This is a genomic window from Rhizobium sp. P1_E1 (assembly GCF_056406015.1).
In genome coordinates, this window is record NZ_JBFUAY010000037.1 from 19,848 (window position 1) to 36,517 (window position 16,670).

Genomic DNA, 16,670 nt, shown 5'->3' on the forward strand with positions numbered 1-16,670 from the left:
TGCATTGCCTCAGGCTGTCGCAGCCCATATGTTTTTTCATCATTGTCCATAGGAGGGGAAATCATGGGCCGCCTGCATATCGGGACGATCTCCGTCATATCAGCATTGTCGCTGAGCCTTACCTCGGCTTTCGCCGCCTCGCCTGCGCCCGTAGAAGCCGAGCACGGCATGGTCGTCACCGCTCAGCATCTGGCGACCGATGTCGGTGTCGAGGTGCTGAAAAGCGGCGGCAATGCCGTCGATGCGGCAGTTGCCGTCGGCTATGCATTGGCAGTCGTCTATCCCGCGGCCGGCAATCTCGGCGGCGGCGGCTTCATGACCATCCGCCTGAAGGACGGCACGAAGACTTTCCTCGATTTTCGCGAACGCGCACCGCTTGCCGCAACGAAGACCATGTATCTCGATGCCAAGGGCGATATCGTGCCACGCGCCAGCCTCGACGGTTATCTCTCGGTCGGCGTGCCGGGCTCCGTCATGGGCTTCGAGACCGCGCGCGAGAAATACGGCACCAAATCGCGCCAGGATCTGATCGCGCCGGCACTTCGCTTCGCCAAAGAGGGTTTCACCCTGGAACAGGGCGACGCCGCAAGTTTCGCCGGCAACGCCAAGCGCCTCGCCAAGGATGAGGCGGCGGCAAAGATATTTCTGAAACCGGACGGCAAACCCTATGCATCCGGCGAAAAACTCCAGCAGCCGGACCTTGCTTCGGTCCTGGCAGGCATCTCCGAAAAAGGCTCCGATGCCTTCTACAAGGCCGCGCCCGCTGAGGCGATCGTCAAGGCGAGCCAGGCCAAAGGCGGCATCCTTGCCAAGGAGGATTTCGAGCAATATGCCGTGCGCGAATTGAAGCCGATCGAGTGCAATTACCGCGGCTACGACATCATCTCCTCGCCGCCACCTTCCTCCGGCGGCGTCATCATCTGCGAGATCCTCAACGTTCTGGAAGGCTATCCGCTCTCCTATCTCGGCTATAACTCGGCCGAAACCGTGCACCTCATGGTCGAGGCGATGCGCTATGCCTATGTCGACCGCAATGCCGCACTCGGCGATCCCGATTTTGTCGAGAACCCGGTCGCCAAGCTTCTCGACAAGAAATATGCCTTGGAGACTGCCGCCAAGATCGACCCCTACAGGTCTGGCACCTCGGCGAACCTCAAACCGCTCGGCGGCAAGGAAAGCACCGAGACGACGCATTATTCGATCATCGACGACGAGGGCAATGCGGTCGCCGTCACCTATACGCTGAACGGCTCCTTCGGCGCCGGCGTCGTGGCACCCGGCACGGGCATCCTGCTCAACAACGAGATGGACGATTTCACCTCCAAGCCCGGCGTGCCGAACCTCTACGGACTGGTGCAGGGCGAAGCCAATGCCATCGCGCCGAAGAAGACGCCGCTCTCCTCGATGAGCCCGACGATCGTCACCCGGGACGGCAAGCCCTTCATGGTGATCGGCAGCCCCGGCGGCTCGCGCATCATCACCATCACGTTGGAAGCGATCCTCAATGTCGTCGATTTCGGCATGGATATCAGCCAGGCGGTCAACGCCCCGCGTCTCCACCACCAATGGCAGCCCGACAAGGTCTTTCTCGAACCCTATGCGCTTTCGCCCGATACCGAAAAGACGCTCGCCGCCATGGGCTACAGCTTCGATGGCGGCAATGACGCGCCGCAATGGGGCCAGGCCGCCGGCATCCTCGTCGGCGGCAAAAGCCTTGCCGCCATCGCAAAAGGCGGCGGCGCCCGCTACAACGGCGCCATGGATAGCCGCGCAGCGGAAGGGTCGGCAAACGGCTACTGACGCTTCGGGGATCGCCCGATCAAACAGTCAACGGAAGCGCAACGCGGCTCGAGAAGCAGCGGTGGCACCATTCATGTCACCGTGACAAAGTCGCCGTTCACAATTGGCTTGCCGCGCCCTATGCATGGGCGAACCCGCAAGCAGAAAGATTCCCGAATGGCCAGCATTGAAATGATTGTCGCAGCTCGCGCCCGTCTGCGCGGTCATGCAAGGCGCACGCCGCTTCTCTCCTCCCCTTTCCTCGATGAGATCGCCGGCCGGCGTCTGTTCGTGAAAGCCGAATGTCTGCAGCATTCCGGCTCATTCAAGTTTCGCGGCGGCTGGTCGGCCGTCTCCGGCCTTGATGCTGCGGTACGCTCGAAGGGCGTCATCGCCTTCTCCTCCGGCAACCACGCCCAGGGCGTTGCGCTTGCTGCCAAGCTGCACAATATCCCCTCCGTCATCATCATGCCGAGCGATGCGCCGAAGCTGAAGATCGCCAACACCCGTGCCTTCGGTGCTGAAGTGGTGCTCTACGACCGCGTCAACGAGGATCGCGACGAGATCGGCGCGAGGCTTTCGGCCGAGCGCGGCCTGACACTGATCAAGCCCTTCGACGAACCGCTTGTCATCGCCGGCCAGGGCACGACCGGCCTCGAAATCTCCGAGCAGGCTGGGGAGGAAGGCGTGACATCAGCCGAAGTCCTCGTTCCCTGCGGCGGCGGCGGATTGACCTCCGGCATCGCGCTCGCCCTTGAAGCCAGTTCCCCCGGCTTTCGTGTCCGCCCCTGCGAGCCCAAGGATTTCGACGACACCACCCGCTCGCTCGCCTCCGGCAAGATCGAACGCAACGCGACGGTGTCAGGCTYGATCTGCGATGCGATCGTTACGCCGCAGCCGGGCAACATCACCTTCCCGATCCTCAAGCGCCTCGCGGGCCCTGGCATCGTTGTCACCGACGAGGAGGCGCTGCGCGCCATGGCGCTCGCCTTCACGCGGTTGAAGATCGTCGTCGAGCCTGGCGGCGCCGTGGCGCTCGCCGCCGCCCTTTTCCACGGCGACGCGCTGGAAAGCGACACGATCGTCGCCGTCACCTCGGGTGGAAATGTCGATGCCGATATCTTCGCCATGGCGCTCGAACGGTTCGGCTAGAGCGTGCAGGTGCAAGGTTGCAATCGGCCGCAAATGCCGTCAACGCTCTTGGGCCATCCGCAGCATATGCCGCGGATGGTTTTCGTCAGCAAACCATCATGCCAGCTTGTAACGCTTGGCCGGCATGCTGCGAGACAGGTTCGGCATCAATGCCTGGCGCGCCTGCTCGTAGGCCGACAGCAAGCCTGCATCCTCAAGCGCCGGAATCGTTGCGAACTCACCCTGCTTAAGGCCGGCGAGCGATGCATCGACCATGTCTTCGGCCGACATTACGATCTCGTTCGGCAGATGCTCTATCGGCGTGCCGGCAATCCCCCAGAATTCCGTCGCCGTGGCCCCCGGTAGCACGGCCTGGATACGGATGTTCTTCTCCGCCAGCTCATGCTTCAGCGACTGGCTGAAGGCGAGCACGAAGGCTTTCGTGGCGCCATAGACGCCGTTCAGGCGCTCTGGCGCGATCGCCACGATGGAAGCAATGTTAATGATCGTGCCACCGCCGCGGGCAACGAAACCGGGAACGGCGGCATAGGTCAGCCGCATCAGCGCCGTGACGTTGAGTTCGATCATCTTCTGCATCTTGTCGACATCGGCGGCGAGCAGCGGCGCCGTTCCGCCGACGCCGGCATTGTTGACCAGAAGCGTGATGCTCCGGTCTTGCTTCAGCACGCCCTCGACACGGGCGAGGTCGGCCGTGTTGCCGAGGTCAGCCACAACGGTCTCGACCGTCCTGTCCGTCTCCTCAGTCAGCCCGCTTGCCAAGGCCTTCAGCCGCTCGCCGTTACGGGCAACGATGATCAGGTCGTAACCCTGCTTTGCCAACCTGTGCGCATAGACTGCGCCGATGCCCGAGGATGCGCCGGTTACCAGCGCAGTACCCTTGTATTCCTGTGTCATGATCCATCTCCTTCAATTGCGCCGGCGTCTGCCCTGCGCCTGAGGAGAGTCATACTCCGGATTGTCAGCGTCCTGAATGTCATATACACCACCTTTTAGGACATAGGAGCTTAGCCATGCAGACCATCGCTTTCCTGCTCTATCCCGGCTTCCAGATCATGGGCCTGGCGGCCGTGTCGGCCTTCGAATTCACCAATCTGCATTTCCGCGAGAAGGTCTACGACATCCGCTACCTCTCGGAAGCCGGGGGTTCGCTGCGCACCTCGCTCGGCATGACGATCGAGACCGAGCCCTTCGGCGATCCCGGATTCGATACGCTGATTGTCACCGGCGCACCCGGCATTGCGTTGCCAAGTCCCGGCGAAAGCGGCTTCATTCGCGCGGCTCTTGGCGCCTCTCGCCGCATCGCTTCGATTTGCACCGGCACCTTCTTCCTCGCCGACGCAGGCATTCTCGACGGCCGGCGCGCGACGACGCATTGGTATCTCGCCCGCGAAATGAAGGCGCGTTACCCAAAGATCAAGGTGGAAGAGGATCGCATCTTCATCATCGACGGTTCGGTCTGGACATCGGCCGGCATGACGGCCGGGATCGATCTGGCACTCGCCATGGTCGAGAAGGACCACGGCATTGAAGTCGCCCGCGCCGTGGCCCGAATGCTTGTCGTCTATCACCGCCGTTCCGGCGGCCAGTCGCAATTTTCCGCGCTGCTGGAGCTGGAACCGAAATCCGACCGCATCCAGAAGGCGCTCGACTTTGCCCGCGGCAATCTGAAATCGCAGCTTTCGGTCGAAGAACTGGCGGGAGCCGCCCATCTCAGCCCCCGCCAATTCAGCCGAGCTTTCCGCGCCGAAACCGGGCAGTCACCGGCCAAGGCCGTGGAAAATCTCAGGCTCGAAGCCGCCCGGCTGATGATGGAGCAGAGTCGCCATCCGATTGACGTCGTCGCCGACGAGACCGGCTTTGCCGACCGCGAGCGTATGCGCCGCGCTTTCCTGCGCGCCTTTGGCCAGCCGCCGCAGGCAATACGCCGCAACGCCCAGCAGGAACTGCAGATGTGAGCACCCAGCCTGCGACGGGCTGTGTGCTTTCTGTCCTCGCTACTGTTGCTGAAGCGCCCGGCGGATCGCGATCTCGATCGGCGAATAGGCGCCGTCCTCCCGTTCGAGCCGGAGAGGTTCAGAAGGCGCAAGGCCGGGCTGCGCCATGAAGCGCGGCTGCCTGCCGCGATGCATCTGCGCTGCATGGATGAGGAACGGATGGCACAGATAGACCGTGCCAGCCGGGCCCGTCGCTAACGCCAGCGGCCGGTCCTCCCCCACATGCTCCAGCCAGAGGTACGCCATTCCCGCCTCGCCCGCTGGTGCCAGGAGGCGTGCGATATCCTTGTGCGAACCGACGCGGATGCGGGTCGGCGCGTCCTCCTCTCCGACATCCGAGAACAGGAAAAGCATCAGCAACGCCCGCCCGCGCGAGGTGATGTTCACCCGCCAGGCAGAAAAATCCCGCTGCTCGTTCGGATCGGAACCCTCGCCGGGAAAGCTGAGGTCGACATGCCAGCCGGCATCACCGGGATCATCGGGATGGGGGAAGCGCACCGGAAAACTGCCAAGTCCATTGCGCGGCTCCCAGCGACCGGTGCCGACGAGCTGGTCGAAGGCCGAATGCAATACCGGCGTGTTGACGGCTTTCTCGAAAGGTCCGCCGCCATAGCCGGCAAGTCGCACGACGGGCTGCGCCCACGTCCTTGGATCATCCGCGGCGAAGGGAATGTCACGCCACATGATGGCACGGGCTTCCTCGGCCAATGCGGGGGGAAAAGCGTCGTCGATCCTGACGAAACCGTCCTCGATGAATCGCTCGATCTGCGCAGCACTCAGTGCCGGCGGGTAAACATCTGATGTCATGAAATATCTCTCTATCGCCAAACCTGCCGGCTCTTTCCTTGGCCAGACGCAGGGTGGTTACATCCACGGCAACGCACCAGCCACGAAGGCTGGTCAGCGGCCGCATCTTCTGATGCCCGAAGGCAGAGCCTTAGAGGCTCAAGAAGAAGACCGAAGCGATATTGAGGGTGAACGTCTTCATAGCGGTTCGAGGCTACAGGCTTGCGCCCGAGGGGTCAATGCGGAGAGGTCAAGCCAACACATCGCGCAACGCGCCATGCACCGACTGAAGCACGAGCTCGGCAAGCCGGGCCGCAGCCGGTTGCGGTTCGGCTTCCGCCCGGTGCAGGACCAGACCGAGCTTCGGCAAATCCGGCAGGCCGATCGTCTCCGGCGCGAGCGGCCGGACCTTCGCCGGCAGGCCGATCGGCGTGCGGATGGTGAGACCGAGGCCTGCCGCGGTCGCGGCCCAGAGACCGCCGAGACTGGGACTGACGAAGGCGAGCCGCCAGGAGATGCCCGCCTCATCAAGCGCCTTGGTCGCTGCACTCCGCAACAGGCACGGTGCCTCCAGCGAGGCAAGCGGCATCGGCTCGCCGCTTGCGGCTTGCCAGCCCGGCTGGCCCTCCGAAGGCCCGATCCAGCGCATCGGCACTTCGCCGATCCGCTCGCAATGCGCCGTCAGCGTGCCATCGCTCCAGGCAAGCGCCAGATCGAGCTTGCCCGACGTGACGCGCTCGAGCAGTTCGGCATTGCGCACCACCCGCGCTTCGATCCGGACCTTCGGATGCGCGCGCGCAAAGCGGCCGAGCACATCAGGCAGCAGGGTCTCACCGAAATCCTCCTGTAGGCCGAGCCGCACCCAACCTTCCAGCTCGACGCTGTTGACGGCCGCAGCCGCCTCGTCGTTGAGCTCCAGCAGCCGCCTGGCATAACCAAGCATCGTCTCGCCGGCATCCGTCAGCGCCAGCCCGCGCCCCACCTTGCGGAAGATCGGCGTGCCCGCCTGTCCCTCCAGCTTCTTCAGCTGCGCACTCACTGCCGAGGTCGAACGCCCGAGCCGCTCGGCCGCCTTGGCGAAATTGCCGAGTTCCATGCCGGTTGAAAAGGTTCGAAGCACATCGAGATCGAAGATCGTCCGTCGCATTAGATAATCCCATTTTTCAGGATCATTAGTTCATAAAATTCTGATTTTCGGCATCATCGTGCCGTGCAATGGTTCAGCTGTCAAGGCCGACGGACGGCCTGAACCATGGAGATCCCGATGCCCTTCGTTCGCATTTCCCTTCGCAGAGGCAAGTCGCCGGACTACCTCATGGCGCTGGCCGACAACATCCAGCGCGCCCTGGTCGAGACCTTCGACGTGCCCGAAAACGACCGCTTCCAGGCCATTCATCAGCATGACGACAACGAGTTGATCTTCGATCGCAGCTATCTCGCCGGCCCGCGCTCGGACGACTTCGTCTATATCTCGATCACGATCGGCAGGCCTCGCACCGGCGAGATGAAGGCGGCGCTCTATCGGCGGCTCGCCGATCTCCTGGCGCAATCGCCGGGCCTCCGGCCTGAGGATGTGATGATCGTCATCAGCACCAGCGCGCCGGAAGACTGGTCCTTCGGCGACGGCATTGCTCAGATGACTGACCCAGACTGGCGGCTTCGTGTGGCTGGAGGCCGGCAATGAGCGCTTCGAACCCGAAGACCATGACCATCAGGCGCCCCGGCAAGGCAATCCGCTCGCCGGAGGGCGTCGCGACTGCGCCCTTCTGGGTCGAGATGCTGCTCGAAGGCAGCGCCGATGGCGAGAACACCGCAATGCGCGCCGCGCTCGATCCCGGCACCATTACCCGCTGGCACACGCATCCCAGAGGCCAGTTGCTCTATGTGCTTTCGGGCCATGGGTTGGCGCAGAACGACGGCGGTCCGATCGAAGCATTGCGTGCCGGCGATGCCGTCTGGTTTGCGCCCGGCGAGCGTCACTGGCATGGCGCCGCCAACGACAGCCCCTTCAGCTATATCAGCGTCCAGCCGACGGAAAACGGCAGCATCGTCGAATGGCTGCAACCGGTGGAGTGACAGTCATGATCACCATGCAGTACAGCTTCACCCTGCCCGCCGATTACGACATGTCGATCATCGACCGCCGCATCCGCGACAAGGGTCCGTTGCTCGACGGCTTTCCCAATCTCGGTTTCAAAGCCTATCTCAGCGCCCGCAAGGGAGAGTTCGGCAGCCACGACAATCTCTATGCGCCCTTCTATCTCTGGCAGAGGCCGGAAGGAGCAAGCGACTTCCTCTGCGGCCCAGGTTTCGAGGCTCTCACCAGCGCCTTCGGCTGGCCACAGGTGAGGACCTGGATCGTCTGGCAGGCAGAAATCTCAGCTGATATCGCCTCAGCCAAGTTCGCCACGCGCGATGTCCTGCAGACAGAGCCATATGCGCCGCTCGCCGATATCCGCCGCGCCGAAAGCGCGCAGGCTGGTGCCGACATCGCGACAGGCGACGCGCTCGCCTCCGTCACCGGCTTCGAACCGACGACCTGGACGCGGGTGCGCTTCAGACTGTGGCGAGAAATTCCCGAGATCGGCGAGCACACGCAGGCCTATCGCGTCGGCCACCTATCCCTGGCTCGACCCTGAACTCAGACGGTTGCCCGGCGATACAATGCCAGCGAGCCGGCAAGCGCCAGTAGCGCGCCACCGCAGGCCCGCTCCAGCCACATGGCGCCTGAGGTCTTGAGGAACCGTACCGCCTGCGAACCGAAGAAGGCGTAGCCGAACATGATGAGGAAATCGAGCACGGCAAAGACCAGCGCAAGCAGCGCATATTGCGTTGCCTGCGGCAGGCTCGGGTCGATGAACTGCGGCAGGAAGGCCGAGAAGAACAGGTAGCCCTTCGGATTGGTCGCCGCGACCATGAAACTCTTCAGCCCGATCGAGAAGGGCGAAGTCGCGCCCGCAGGCGCTCCGGACTTCAACGCCGCATCGATCGTGCCCTTCGAACGCAGCAGCATGATGCCGAGAAAGGCGAGATAGGCGGCACCTGCCCATTTCAGCATCGAGAACCAGAATTCCGACGCAGCGAGCAGCGCACCGAGCCCGATCGCGACGGCGCCGATCAGCACGAAATCGGACAGCACCGCGCCGATCATGCCGGCAACTGCGCGGCGCAGGCCATGCCGAGAACCATTGGTCAGCGCAAGCAGCACCGTTGGCCCCGGCGTCGCGATGCCGACAAAGGAAACGGCTGCAAAAGCCAGAAGCGTGACGATATCCATGATGCTCCTCCGAACCCAGAGCATGTCCTGCTCCAGGGACCGAAACTTGCATGCGCCGCCAAGCTTGGCAATGCCGGGTCCGTCAACGAAAAACCCGCCGCCTCTTCAGGCAGCGGGCTTTCGAAGGCATGCGATTGGATCAGACGCCGCTCTGGCCGTCGGAGCCGATATAGGCAATGCGGATCATATTGGTGGCACCGGGCGTGCCGAGCGGCACGCCGGCCGAGATGATGATGCGATCGCCCGGCTTGCCGAAGCCTTCGTCCGCGACGATGCGGCAGGCGCGGTTGACCATGTCGTCGAGATCGGTCGCGTCATGGGTGACGACGCAATGCAGGCCCCAGACGACGGCAAGGCGGCGTGCCGTCTTGATGATCGGCGACAGCGCCAGGATCGGCACCTGCGGACGCTCACGCGAGGCGCGAAGGCCCGTCGTACCCGACGAGGTGTAACAGACGATCGCCGACAGCTTCAGCGTCTCGGCGATCTGACGGGCAGCAAGCGAGATTGCATCGGCACCGGTCGCTTCCGGCTGGGCACGCTGGGCATAGATGATGCCGGGATAATGCGGCTCGCGCTCGATGGCAGTGGCAATCGACGCCATCGTCGCGACAGCTTCGACGGGATAATCGCCCGAGGCCGACTCGGCCGAGAGCATGACGGCATCCGCACCTTCGAAGACGGCGGTCGCGACGTCGGAAACTTCGGCGCGTGTCGGCACCGGCGCTGAGATCATCGATTCCAGCATCTGCGTGGCGACAACCACCGGCTTGCCCGAACGGCGGCAGGCACGGATCAGCTGCTTCTGGATGCCGGGAACCGATTCCAGCGGCATTTCGACGCCGAGATCGCCGCGGGCGACCATCAATGCGTCGGAAAGCTCGATGATTTCCTCGATGCGCTCAAGAGCCTGCGGCTTTTCAATCTTCGACATCAGGCCGACACGGCCACGGGCGATCTTGCGCACTTCGGCAAGGTCGTCGGGACGCTGGACGAAGGAAAGCGCCACCCAGTCGACATCGTCGGTGGCGAGCACCGCATCGAGGTCGGCGCGGTCCTTATCCGTCAATGCGCCGACGCCGAGCAGCGTATCGGGAAGGCTGACGCCCTTGCGGTCGGAGATGCGCGTGCCTGAAATAACAGTGGTGACGATGCTCTTGCCGTCGCATTTTTCTGCGCGCAGGGCGAGCTTGCCGTCATCGATCAGCAGACGGTGGCCGGGCTGGACCGACTCGAGGATCTCGGGGTGCGGCAGATAGACGCGGTTCTGGTCGCCGAGCGCTTCGTTGTTGTCGAGCGTGAAGGTCTGGCCGGGCTTCAGGTCCACCTTGCTGTCGACGAACTTGCCGACACGCAGTTTCGGTCCCTGCAGGTCGGCGAGAATGCCGATCGGCCGGCCGGAGCGCGCCTCGACCGAGCGAATGCGCTGGATAAGCGTACGCATCAGGTCGTGGCTCGCATGGCTCATATTGATGCGGAAGACATCGGCACCGGCCTGGTGCAGCTTCTCGATCATCGATTCCTCGGAGGAGGCTGGCCCGAGGGTGGCGAGGATTTTAACTTTGCGATTACGCTTCATCAATTCTGGCTTTCTTGCGTCCCTGGGGTGTCGGAGAGCTGAACCATCCAGCTACCCTGGCGGCCCGTATCATATTCCTTGAATCCCATCTTCTGGTAACCGCGGGCATAACAATCCTGCACACCCGTGATTTTGAATTCGTTTTCCGCCACGCACATCTGCACGTCACCCGTCCATCGTCCTCCCCGGGCGGCGTCCTCTGCGTAGAGGTAGTAATAGCGCGACTGCAATTCTCCCTCGATCAGCGTGGCGCAGGTCGTTGCCGGCACCTGCCACCAGCCCTCAGTCACCCAGCCATCCTTGGCCCGGTATCCGATCGCGACGCCGACGAGATTCTGTGTTCCGTTGCAGACGCGAAAATCGGCGCGTGCGGCATCTGCGATGAAAAACGGCATGGCGGCTGCAAGAGCGAACAGAGCGAGACGGACCAGCGGTCCGGACCGCGTGAGGAAASTTGGCGCGGCTTGGATCAACACGGCTCCCAAATAGCTCCACGGTTATTCGTATCCGTGTCTTCTTGCGCCGCCGTCAAGCGAAAGTCAACGCAATGCTAATCGATTATATTTCCTTTCATAACCACCCGTCGAGGGTCGGGCGCAACCTCTCCCCACCTGCCGCGCTTGAACCTGTCGCAGGCGCATGCGATCACTGCGCCCGGCGGCGCAATGACGAACGGCAATTCCCTGATGGACGACTTCCAATCTTTCGAAATCCTATCCGGTAAACATGACAAAGGCATGGTGATCCTCGCAGATCACGCGATGAACCGCCTTCCCGCGCAATATGGCCGGCTCGGACTGCCCGACGCGGCCTTCGCCCGCCACATTGCCTATGACATCGGTATCGAGGGCCTGACGCGGCAGCTTTCGGCAAAACTCGGCGTTCCCGCCGTGCTCGGCGGTTTTTCGCGCCTGCTGATCGACCCGAACCGCGGCGAAGACGATCCGACGCTGATCATGAAAATTTCAGACGGCGCCGTCATATCAGGCAATCATCCGATCACGCCGCAGGAATGGGACTACCGCATCGAAACCTTCCATCGCCCCTATCACGACGCCGTGGCCGCCACGATCGACAGAGTGGCGAATGCCACCGGCAGGGCGCCGCTGGTGCTGTCGCTGCACTCCTTCACGCCGGCCTGGAAAGGCATTGCCCGTCCCTGGCACGCCGCCGTGCTCTGGGATAGCGACCATCGCGCCGTCGGCCCGCTGCTCGACATGCTGCGCGCCGATCCCGATCTCGCCGTCGGCGACAACGAACCCTATGACGGCGCGCTGAAGGGCGATACCATGTACCGTCACTGCATGATCACCGGCATTCCGCATGCGCTGCTCGAGGTGCGCCAGGATCTGATCGCAGACGAGACCGGCATATCGGCATGGGCCGAACGCTTGGCGCCGATCTTTGCGGCGATGAATGCCGATCCCGCCTTGCACGGATACGACGTTCACCTGTCGCGCACCGGCCCCTATTAAAAGAAAGGAAGCAAGATGACCGCGCTCAGCAAGGAACAACAGACCGAATTCGAAGCTGCCGCCTTCCGCCGCCTCGTCGCACATCTTCGCGAACGCAGCGACGTTCAGAACATCGATCTGATGAATTTGGCCGGCTTCTGCCGCAACTGCCTGTCGAACTGGTATCGCGAAGCCGCCGAGGCCGAAGGTGTCCCGGTGACCAGGGACGAATCGCGCGAGATGGTCTATGGCATGCCCTATGAGGACTGGAAGAATCTTCACCAGAACGAGGCCTCGCCTGTGCAAAAGGCTGCTTTTGAACTGAACAATCCACACAAATAGCTTGGCTGGCCGCGAACAGGCTTGACCACGACGCCGCTTCGCGGCAGTCACTGGCATCCAAAATTGATCACCGAAAAATCAGGAGAACACGATGTCTGATGCTCATGGCGTCGCCCGCGATCAGCTTCGCGCTTTCATCGAGCGCATTGAACGGCTGGAAGAAGAAAAGAAGACCATCGCCGACGACATCAAGGACGTCTATGGCGAAGCCAAGGGAATGGGCTTCGATACCAAGATCCTGAAGAAGGTCGTGGCGCTGCGCAAGAAGGACGAGCAGGAGCGCATGGAAGAGGAAGCAATTCTCGACACCTACCTGCACGCGCTCGGTATGATCGAGGCGCCGCCGGAAGGCTGATCCACCGACATCGCCGATATCGACAAGCCGCCGAGCCTTTCGGCGGCTTTTCTTTTGCGTAGAACACGCTTGCCCAAGCGGCCACCTTGCCGGATCGAAATAGCAAAAAGAAAAACCGCCGGATCGCGCCGGCGGTTTCGAAATTCCGTAATCGGCAGGCTCAGTTCGTGTTGAACTTGCGCACTTCCATGAAGTTTACAGCCGTGCCGCTGAAGCGGGCCGGGTCGACCGAAGCGGTCTTGATGTTGAAGCCCTCGGCATAGACGGCGGTCGGCTGAGCCCGCATCGTCTGGCTGACGAACCGCGGCGCCTTGACCTGCTTGGAGGCCATTTCCAGGCGAGCATTGGTGAGCGCCCACTGCGAGATCATCTTTTCCGTCAGCTTCGGCTCGGTGCGTACCGTCGTGCGGCTGGCATCCGCTGCCGCGGCTTCCTTCTGCGTCGGGCGACCACCCTTGGCGGGAAGCCCCTGCGCCACGGCGCTTTCGGCCGCCGGTTCGTCGAAGCTGTCGCCAAAGCTTGCCGATTTGGTCATCGGTGCCAATGCTGCGAGCTCGAGCGGCGGCTTTGCGGCAGGCGTCTTTTGCGTCATCGCAGCGTTGATCGCCTGCTCCACCGTGACCGGCGGCGCCTTCGATGCGATCTGGCTTTCCCTTTCGTTCCGCTGCTGGTCGAGCGCATCGGCCACGGCAGGAGACAGTACGTCCTGATCGGCTTCGTCGGCCTCTGCTTCCGGATCGGAATCGGCCGCGGCAAGAAGGTTCTCGGCAACGGAAGGGCGTTCGATCGGCGTCGGAACCGGCAGTCCATTCGCGCCCGTCAGCACGGGATCGGTCGACGCGACCTCGGCGTCGCCAGGCGCGCGGCGCGGGCCGAGAAGCGAGGGAACCGGAATGCTGTAGGCGCTAAGATCGGCGAACTGCTGCGGCTGAGCCTGATCGGCCGGAAGGGCCGCCGCAAGAGCCTGCTGGGCAGCATTACCCGAAGGCGGCGCGACGAGCGCACTCGCCACTTCGCTGCCTGCCGGCTGGTTGCTGAATGCCGGTCGAACCTGCGGCACCGGCGCATTCAGATCGGCGACCTCGGTCGGCTGCGGCTCGGCCGGGGCGGGCTCGGCCTTCGGCGGCGTCGCCTTGGCAACTGCAACAGGCGTGGAATCGTCCGACTCGTCTTCCTGCTCGTCCGCTCCGCCGCCAAAGAGCGCTTCAAACAGCGTCTTGTGCTTCGGCGATTCCGATTCGGATGCGCTGGCGATCTGGATCTGCGTGCCGCTGGCGCGGCGCTTATAATCGGCCATCGCCTGCTGGTAGCCCGGCAGCGGCTTGCCGTCAGCCGGAATATGAATGGTGTTGCCGTTCGGGAAAAGCCGGACAAGCTCGTCGCGGCTCATGCGCGGCCAGGCGCGAACGCCGCCGACATCCATATGCACGAAGGGCGAGCCCGACTTCGGATAGAAGCCGACGCCGCCGACCTGCATCTTCATGCCGATGCCGCGCAACGTCGCCAGCTTGACGTCGGGAATGAAGAAGTCCATCGCCTTGCCAAGCATATGCTGGCTTTTTTCGGCGACACCGGAATTGCGCGAGCGGCCGCGCAGCATCTCGTTGGTTCCCGGCGAGCGGAAACCGCAGACGACGTTGATGTAGTCCCTCGAACCGCTCTGGCGATAGACTTCCCAGATCAGGTCGAACAGGCGCGGATCCATCTTCGTCGGCTGGTTCTTGCGCCAGTCGCGCAGGAAGCGGTTCAGCTGCTCCAGACCCTTGGGGTCGAACTTGCCATTACGCTTGTAGGTGATGACGGCTTTTTCGCCGGTATGAATGAAATAGAGCTTGAGACTGCGGGTGTCGCCCGCTGCCTGCGAAGGCGTACCAACGAATACCGGTGAGGAAACCGCGAGCGCAAGAAGGGCGGCCGCTACCGTCCTTATTGCCTTTCCGCAAATGTCGGCGCACAACAAACGCCAGCTCAAGCGCGAAGGCTTGGAATTCCCATTCAGATTCGGCAACTCGATCCCCGTCAGACAGACAATGTCCCGTACTGTCTCAGATGACTGTCAAATGCGGTCACACGATGGCAAAAATGCCACACATGATCAACCTTTTCTTTACATAGTGAACGCACCACTAACAAGTGGTTTATGACTAGTAACAAAACGTGGTTGCCTTAATCTTAACGAAAAGCGCTTAAGCCGCATCTTTCTGGGGATTGTCAGGGTCTATGCCGTAATCCTTGAGCTTGCGATAAAGTGTGGATCGGCCGATGCCAAGCTTGCGCGCTACTTGACTCATCTGTCCGCGATAGAATTTGAGTGCGAATCGGATAAGTTCCTCCTCGACATCGGCAAGCCTACGCACGTCTCCGGCAGGATTGACGCTGGCGATCGCGTTTTCCGATACTTCGGACAGGCGGTGGTGCACCTCTCCCGACATCGACGCCCTGAAGTCCTCGCCATAGCCATTGTCGGGATCGAGGCCGGTATTGTCGGCAACGAGCGCCAGATGATCCACCACGTCATATTCCGGAAGCTGGGCAGCGATCTGCGGGAAATCAGCCTCGGTCAGCTCCGGCCCTTCGGCCAGAACGACCGCGCGGAAGATCGCGTTTTCGAGCTGTCGGATATTGCCCGGCCAGTCATAGGCGGTCAGCAAAGCCAGCGTGCCGGCATTCACCGTCATGCGGCGGCCACTCTTCTGCTCGCTGGAGAAGCGGTCGGCAAAGACGCGCACCAGATGCGGAATGTCTTCCTTGCGTTTGCGCAGCGCCGGAATGGTGATCGGGAAGACGTTGAGGCGATAATAGAGATCCTCGCGGAAATGGCCGTTCTTGRCCTCCTCGATCAGATCCTTGTTGGTCGCCGAGATCAGTCGGACATTGACCTTGTGTGCGGTGCGTGCACCGACGGTTTCGATCTCGCCCTGCTGCACGGCACGCAAGAGCTTCACCTGCACCTCGAGCGGCAAGTCGCCGATCTCGTCGAGGAAGATGGTGCCGCCGTCGGCTTCCATGAATTTGCCGATGTGGCGCTCGGTCGCGCCGGTGAACGCGCCCTTCTCGTGACCGAAGAGAATGCTCTCGACCAGATTATGTGGGATCGCCCCGCAATTGACGGTAACGAAGGGCTTGTTCGAGCGGTCGCCGCCGGACTGGATGGCCCGCGCCACCAGCTCCTTGCCGACGCCGGATTCGCCTTCCAGCACGACGGGGATGTTGGACTGAGCCGCCCGCTGAGCAAGATCGATAACCCGGAGCATCGCCGGGCTTGCCGAGACGATATCGTCGAAGCCGACCGAACCGGAACGAGACCGGCGTCCGGCCCGCGCCTTCACTTCGCGCTGGTCGAGCTTCATCGCGTTCGAGATCGACGTGGCGATGCGTTCGGGCGAGACCGGCTTGACGACGAAATCGAAGGCGCCGGCGCGCATCGCCTGCACCACAGTTTCGATGCCGCCCTGCCCCGTCTGTACGATGACGGGGATCTGCGTGCCGAATTCGTGAAGCGCGTCGAGAAATTCGAGGCCGGTCATCTCCGGCATCATCAGGTCGAGCACGATGACATTGAAAAGGCCGGAGTCGCGTTTGACCATTTCCAGGCCGATGCGGCCGTTTTCCGCCTGGTGCACGACATGGCCGTGACGCTCGATTGCGTTCTTGAGCAGGCGGCGCTGCACGGGGTCGTCTTCGACCACGAGGATTTGCCCTGCTCCCTTGAGCTCATTGTAACCGGTCATTGTCGCCTCACTTCATGCGAAACCATAAAGCGCACTCTGACAGGAAGGCTTGAACATCCAGTTTTGAGAAACAATTGCATTTTAACAATTGCAACGGGTCGTTTTCGTGCCGAAGCGAGCCTTTTCATGCACCGAAAGCCCCGCAATGCCGGGCCTTGGCACGCTGACAGCGCCGCGCGTCTTTCAGGCGCGCAAAGGTCGCTGTAACACTTTCAATCAAC

Annotated in this window: 17 protein-coding genes; 9 read left to right on the forward strand and 8 right to left on the reverse strand. The window is 62.4% G+C overall.

The features are described from left to right. Positions 1-63: 63 nt before the first annotated feature. Together ggt and AC1D1Z_RS15115 are read left to right on the forward strand one after the other, a co-directional pair. On the forward strand, positions 64-1,800 hold the full coding sequence (gene ggt, locus AC1D1Z_RS15110; RefSeq protein WP_130653035.1) for a gamma-glutamyltransferase: 1,737 nt from the start codon (positions 64-66) through the stop codon (positions 1,798-1,800). Between the two features lie 156 nt (positions 1,801-1,956). Next, positions 1,957-2,931, forward strand: coding sequence for a threonine ammonia-lyase (locus tag AC1D1Z_RS15115; RefSeq protein ID WP_477851038.1), 975 nt, complete (start codon positions 1,957-1,959; stop codon positions 2,929-2,931). 96 nt (positions 2,932-3,027) lie between these two features. Here AC1D1Z_RS15115 and AC1D1Z_RS15120 read toward each other — a convergent pair whose 3' ends face one another. Then, complete coding sequence (locus AC1D1Z_RS15120) at positions 3,028-3,825, reverse strand: SDR family NAD(P)-dependent oxidoreductase (RefSeq protein ID WP_130653037.1); 798 nt, start codon at positions 3,823-3,825, stop codon at positions 3,028-3,030. A gap of 116 nt (positions 3,826-3,941) precedes the next feature. Between AC1D1Z_RS15120 and AC1D1Z_RS15125 the strand changes: the two genes are divergently transcribed. Next, the gene (locus AC1D1Z_RS15125; RefSeq protein ID WP_130653038.1) at positions 3,942-4,886 is read left to right on the forward strand and encodes a GlxA family transcriptional regulator; all 945 of its coding nucleotides are present in this window, start codon (positions 3,942-3,944) and stop codon (positions 4,884-4,886) included. A 39-nt stretch (positions 4,887-4,925) separates the two neighbouring features. On the opposite strand, the gene AC1D1Z_RS15130 is transcribed toward AC1D1Z_RS15125, so the two are convergent. Together AC1D1Z_RS15130 and AC1D1Z_RS15135 are read right to left on the reverse strand one after the other, a co-directional pair. Beyond that, entirely contained in the window at positions 4,926-5,732 is an 807-nt protein-coding gene (locus AC1D1Z_RS15130) for a phytanoyl-CoA dioxygenase family protein (RefSeq protein ID WP_130653039.1), read from the reverse strand. A 229-nt stretch (positions 5,733-5,961) separates the two neighbouring features. Continuing rightward, the gene (locus tag AC1D1Z_RS15135; RefSeq protein WP_130653040.1) at positions 5,962-6,858 is read right to left on the reverse strand and encodes a LysR substrate-binding domain-containing protein; all 897 of its coding nucleotides are present in this window, start codon (positions 6,856-6,858) and stop codon (positions 5,962-5,964) included. A gap of 117 nt (positions 6,859-6,975) precedes the next feature. Between AC1D1Z_RS15135 and AC1D1Z_RS15140 the strand changes: the two genes are divergently transcribed. Genes AC1D1Z_RS15140 through AC1D1Z_RS15150 form a run of 3 tightly spaced genes read left to right on the forward strand, consistent with a single transcriptional unit; the run spans position 6,976 to position 8,350 of the window. After that, entirely contained in the window at positions 6,976-7,395 is a 420-nt protein-coding gene (locus tag AC1D1Z_RS15140; RefSeq protein ID WP_047623116.1) for a tautomerase family protein, read from the forward strand. Further along, positions 7,392-7,787, forward strand: coding sequence for a cupin domain-containing protein (locus AC1D1Z_RS15145; protein ID WP_130653041.1), 396 nt, complete (start codon positions 7,392-7,394; stop codon positions 7,785-7,787). Before AC1D1Z_RS15140 ends, AC1D1Z_RS15145 begins: the two co-directional genes overlap by 4 nt. A 5-nt stretch (positions 7,788-7,792) precedes the next feature. Then, positions 7,793-8,350 carry a DUF4865 family protein gene (locus AC1D1Z_RS15150; protein WP_018243514.1) on the forward strand — a complete coding sequence of 186 codons (558 nt, stop codon included), beginning with the start codon at positions 7,793-7,795 and terminating at the stop codon, positions 8,348-8,350. Between the two features lie 2 nt (positions 8,351-8,352). Here the strand turns inward: AC1D1Z_RS15150 and AC1D1Z_RS15155 are convergent, their stop codons facing one another. From AC1D1Z_RS15155 to AC1D1Z_RS15165, 3 genes are all read right to left on the reverse strand, one after another. Further along, on the reverse strand, positions 8,353-8,988 hold the full coding sequence (locus tag AC1D1Z_RS15155) for a LysE family translocator (RefSeq protein ID WP_018243515.1): 636 nt from the start codon (positions 8,986-8,988) through the stop codon (positions 8,353-8,355). Positions 8,989-9,127: 139 nt separating this feature from the next. After that, a complete protein-coding gene (gene pyk, locus AC1D1Z_RS15160; RefSeq protein WP_018243516.1) occupies positions 9,128-10,567 on the reverse strand; it encodes a pyruvate kinase in 1,440 nt (479 codons plus the stop codon). After that, complete coding sequence (locus AC1D1Z_RS15165) at positions 10,567-11,052, reverse strand: DUF1036 domain-containing protein (RefSeq protein WP_477851044.1); 486 nt, start codon at positions 11,050-11,052, stop codon at positions 10,567-10,569. The genes pyk and AC1D1Z_RS15165 overlap by 1 nt, the downstream gene beginning before the upstream one ends. 201 nt (positions 11,053-11,253) lie before the next feature. Here AC1D1Z_RS15165 and AC1D1Z_RS15170 point away from each other — a divergent pair, with 201 nt between their 5' ends. The 3 genes from AC1D1Z_RS15170 to AC1D1Z_RS15180 all read left to right on the forward strand — a co-directional run bounded on the left by AC1D1Z_RS15170 (position 11,254) and on the right by AC1D1Z_RS15180 (position 12,718). Next, a complete protein-coding gene (locus tag AC1D1Z_RS15170; protein ID WP_130653567.1) occupies positions 11,254-12,042 on the forward strand; it encodes an N-formylglutamate amidohydrolase in 789 nt (262 codons plus the stop codon). Positions 12,043-12,057: 15 nt separating this feature from the next. After that, positions 12,058-12,363, forward strand: a complete 306-nt coding sequence (locus tag AC1D1Z_RS15175) for a DUF1244 domain-containing protein (protein ID WP_003582233.1) — start codon at positions 12,058-12,060, stop codon at positions 12,361-12,363. Positions 12,364-12,454: 91 nt separating this feature from the next. Next, positions 12,455-12,718 carry a DUF2312 domain-containing protein gene (locus tag AC1D1Z_RS15180; RefSeq protein WP_008533181.1) on the forward strand — a complete coding sequence of 88 codons (264 nt, stop codon included), beginning with the start codon at positions 12,455-12,457 and terminating at the stop codon, positions 12,716-12,718. A 160-nt stretch (positions 12,719-12,878) separates the two neighbouring features. On the opposite strand, the gene AC1D1Z_RS15185 is transcribed toward AC1D1Z_RS15180, so the two are convergent. Continuing rightward, positions 12,879-14,726 (reverse strand): peptidoglycan L,D-endopeptidase MepK, encoded by a 1,848-nt coding sequence (locus AC1D1Z_RS15185; protein ID WP_130653042.1) that lies wholly within the window; start codon positions 14,724-14,726, stop codon positions 12,879-12,881. A 178-nt stretch (positions 14,727-14,904) separates the two neighbouring features. After that, entirely contained in the window at positions 14,905-16,449 is a 1,545-nt protein-coding gene (locus AC1D1Z_RS15190) for a sigma-54-dependent transcriptional regulator (protein ID WP_477851047.1), read from the reverse strand. Positions 16,450-16,670 lie beyond the last annotated feature (221 nt).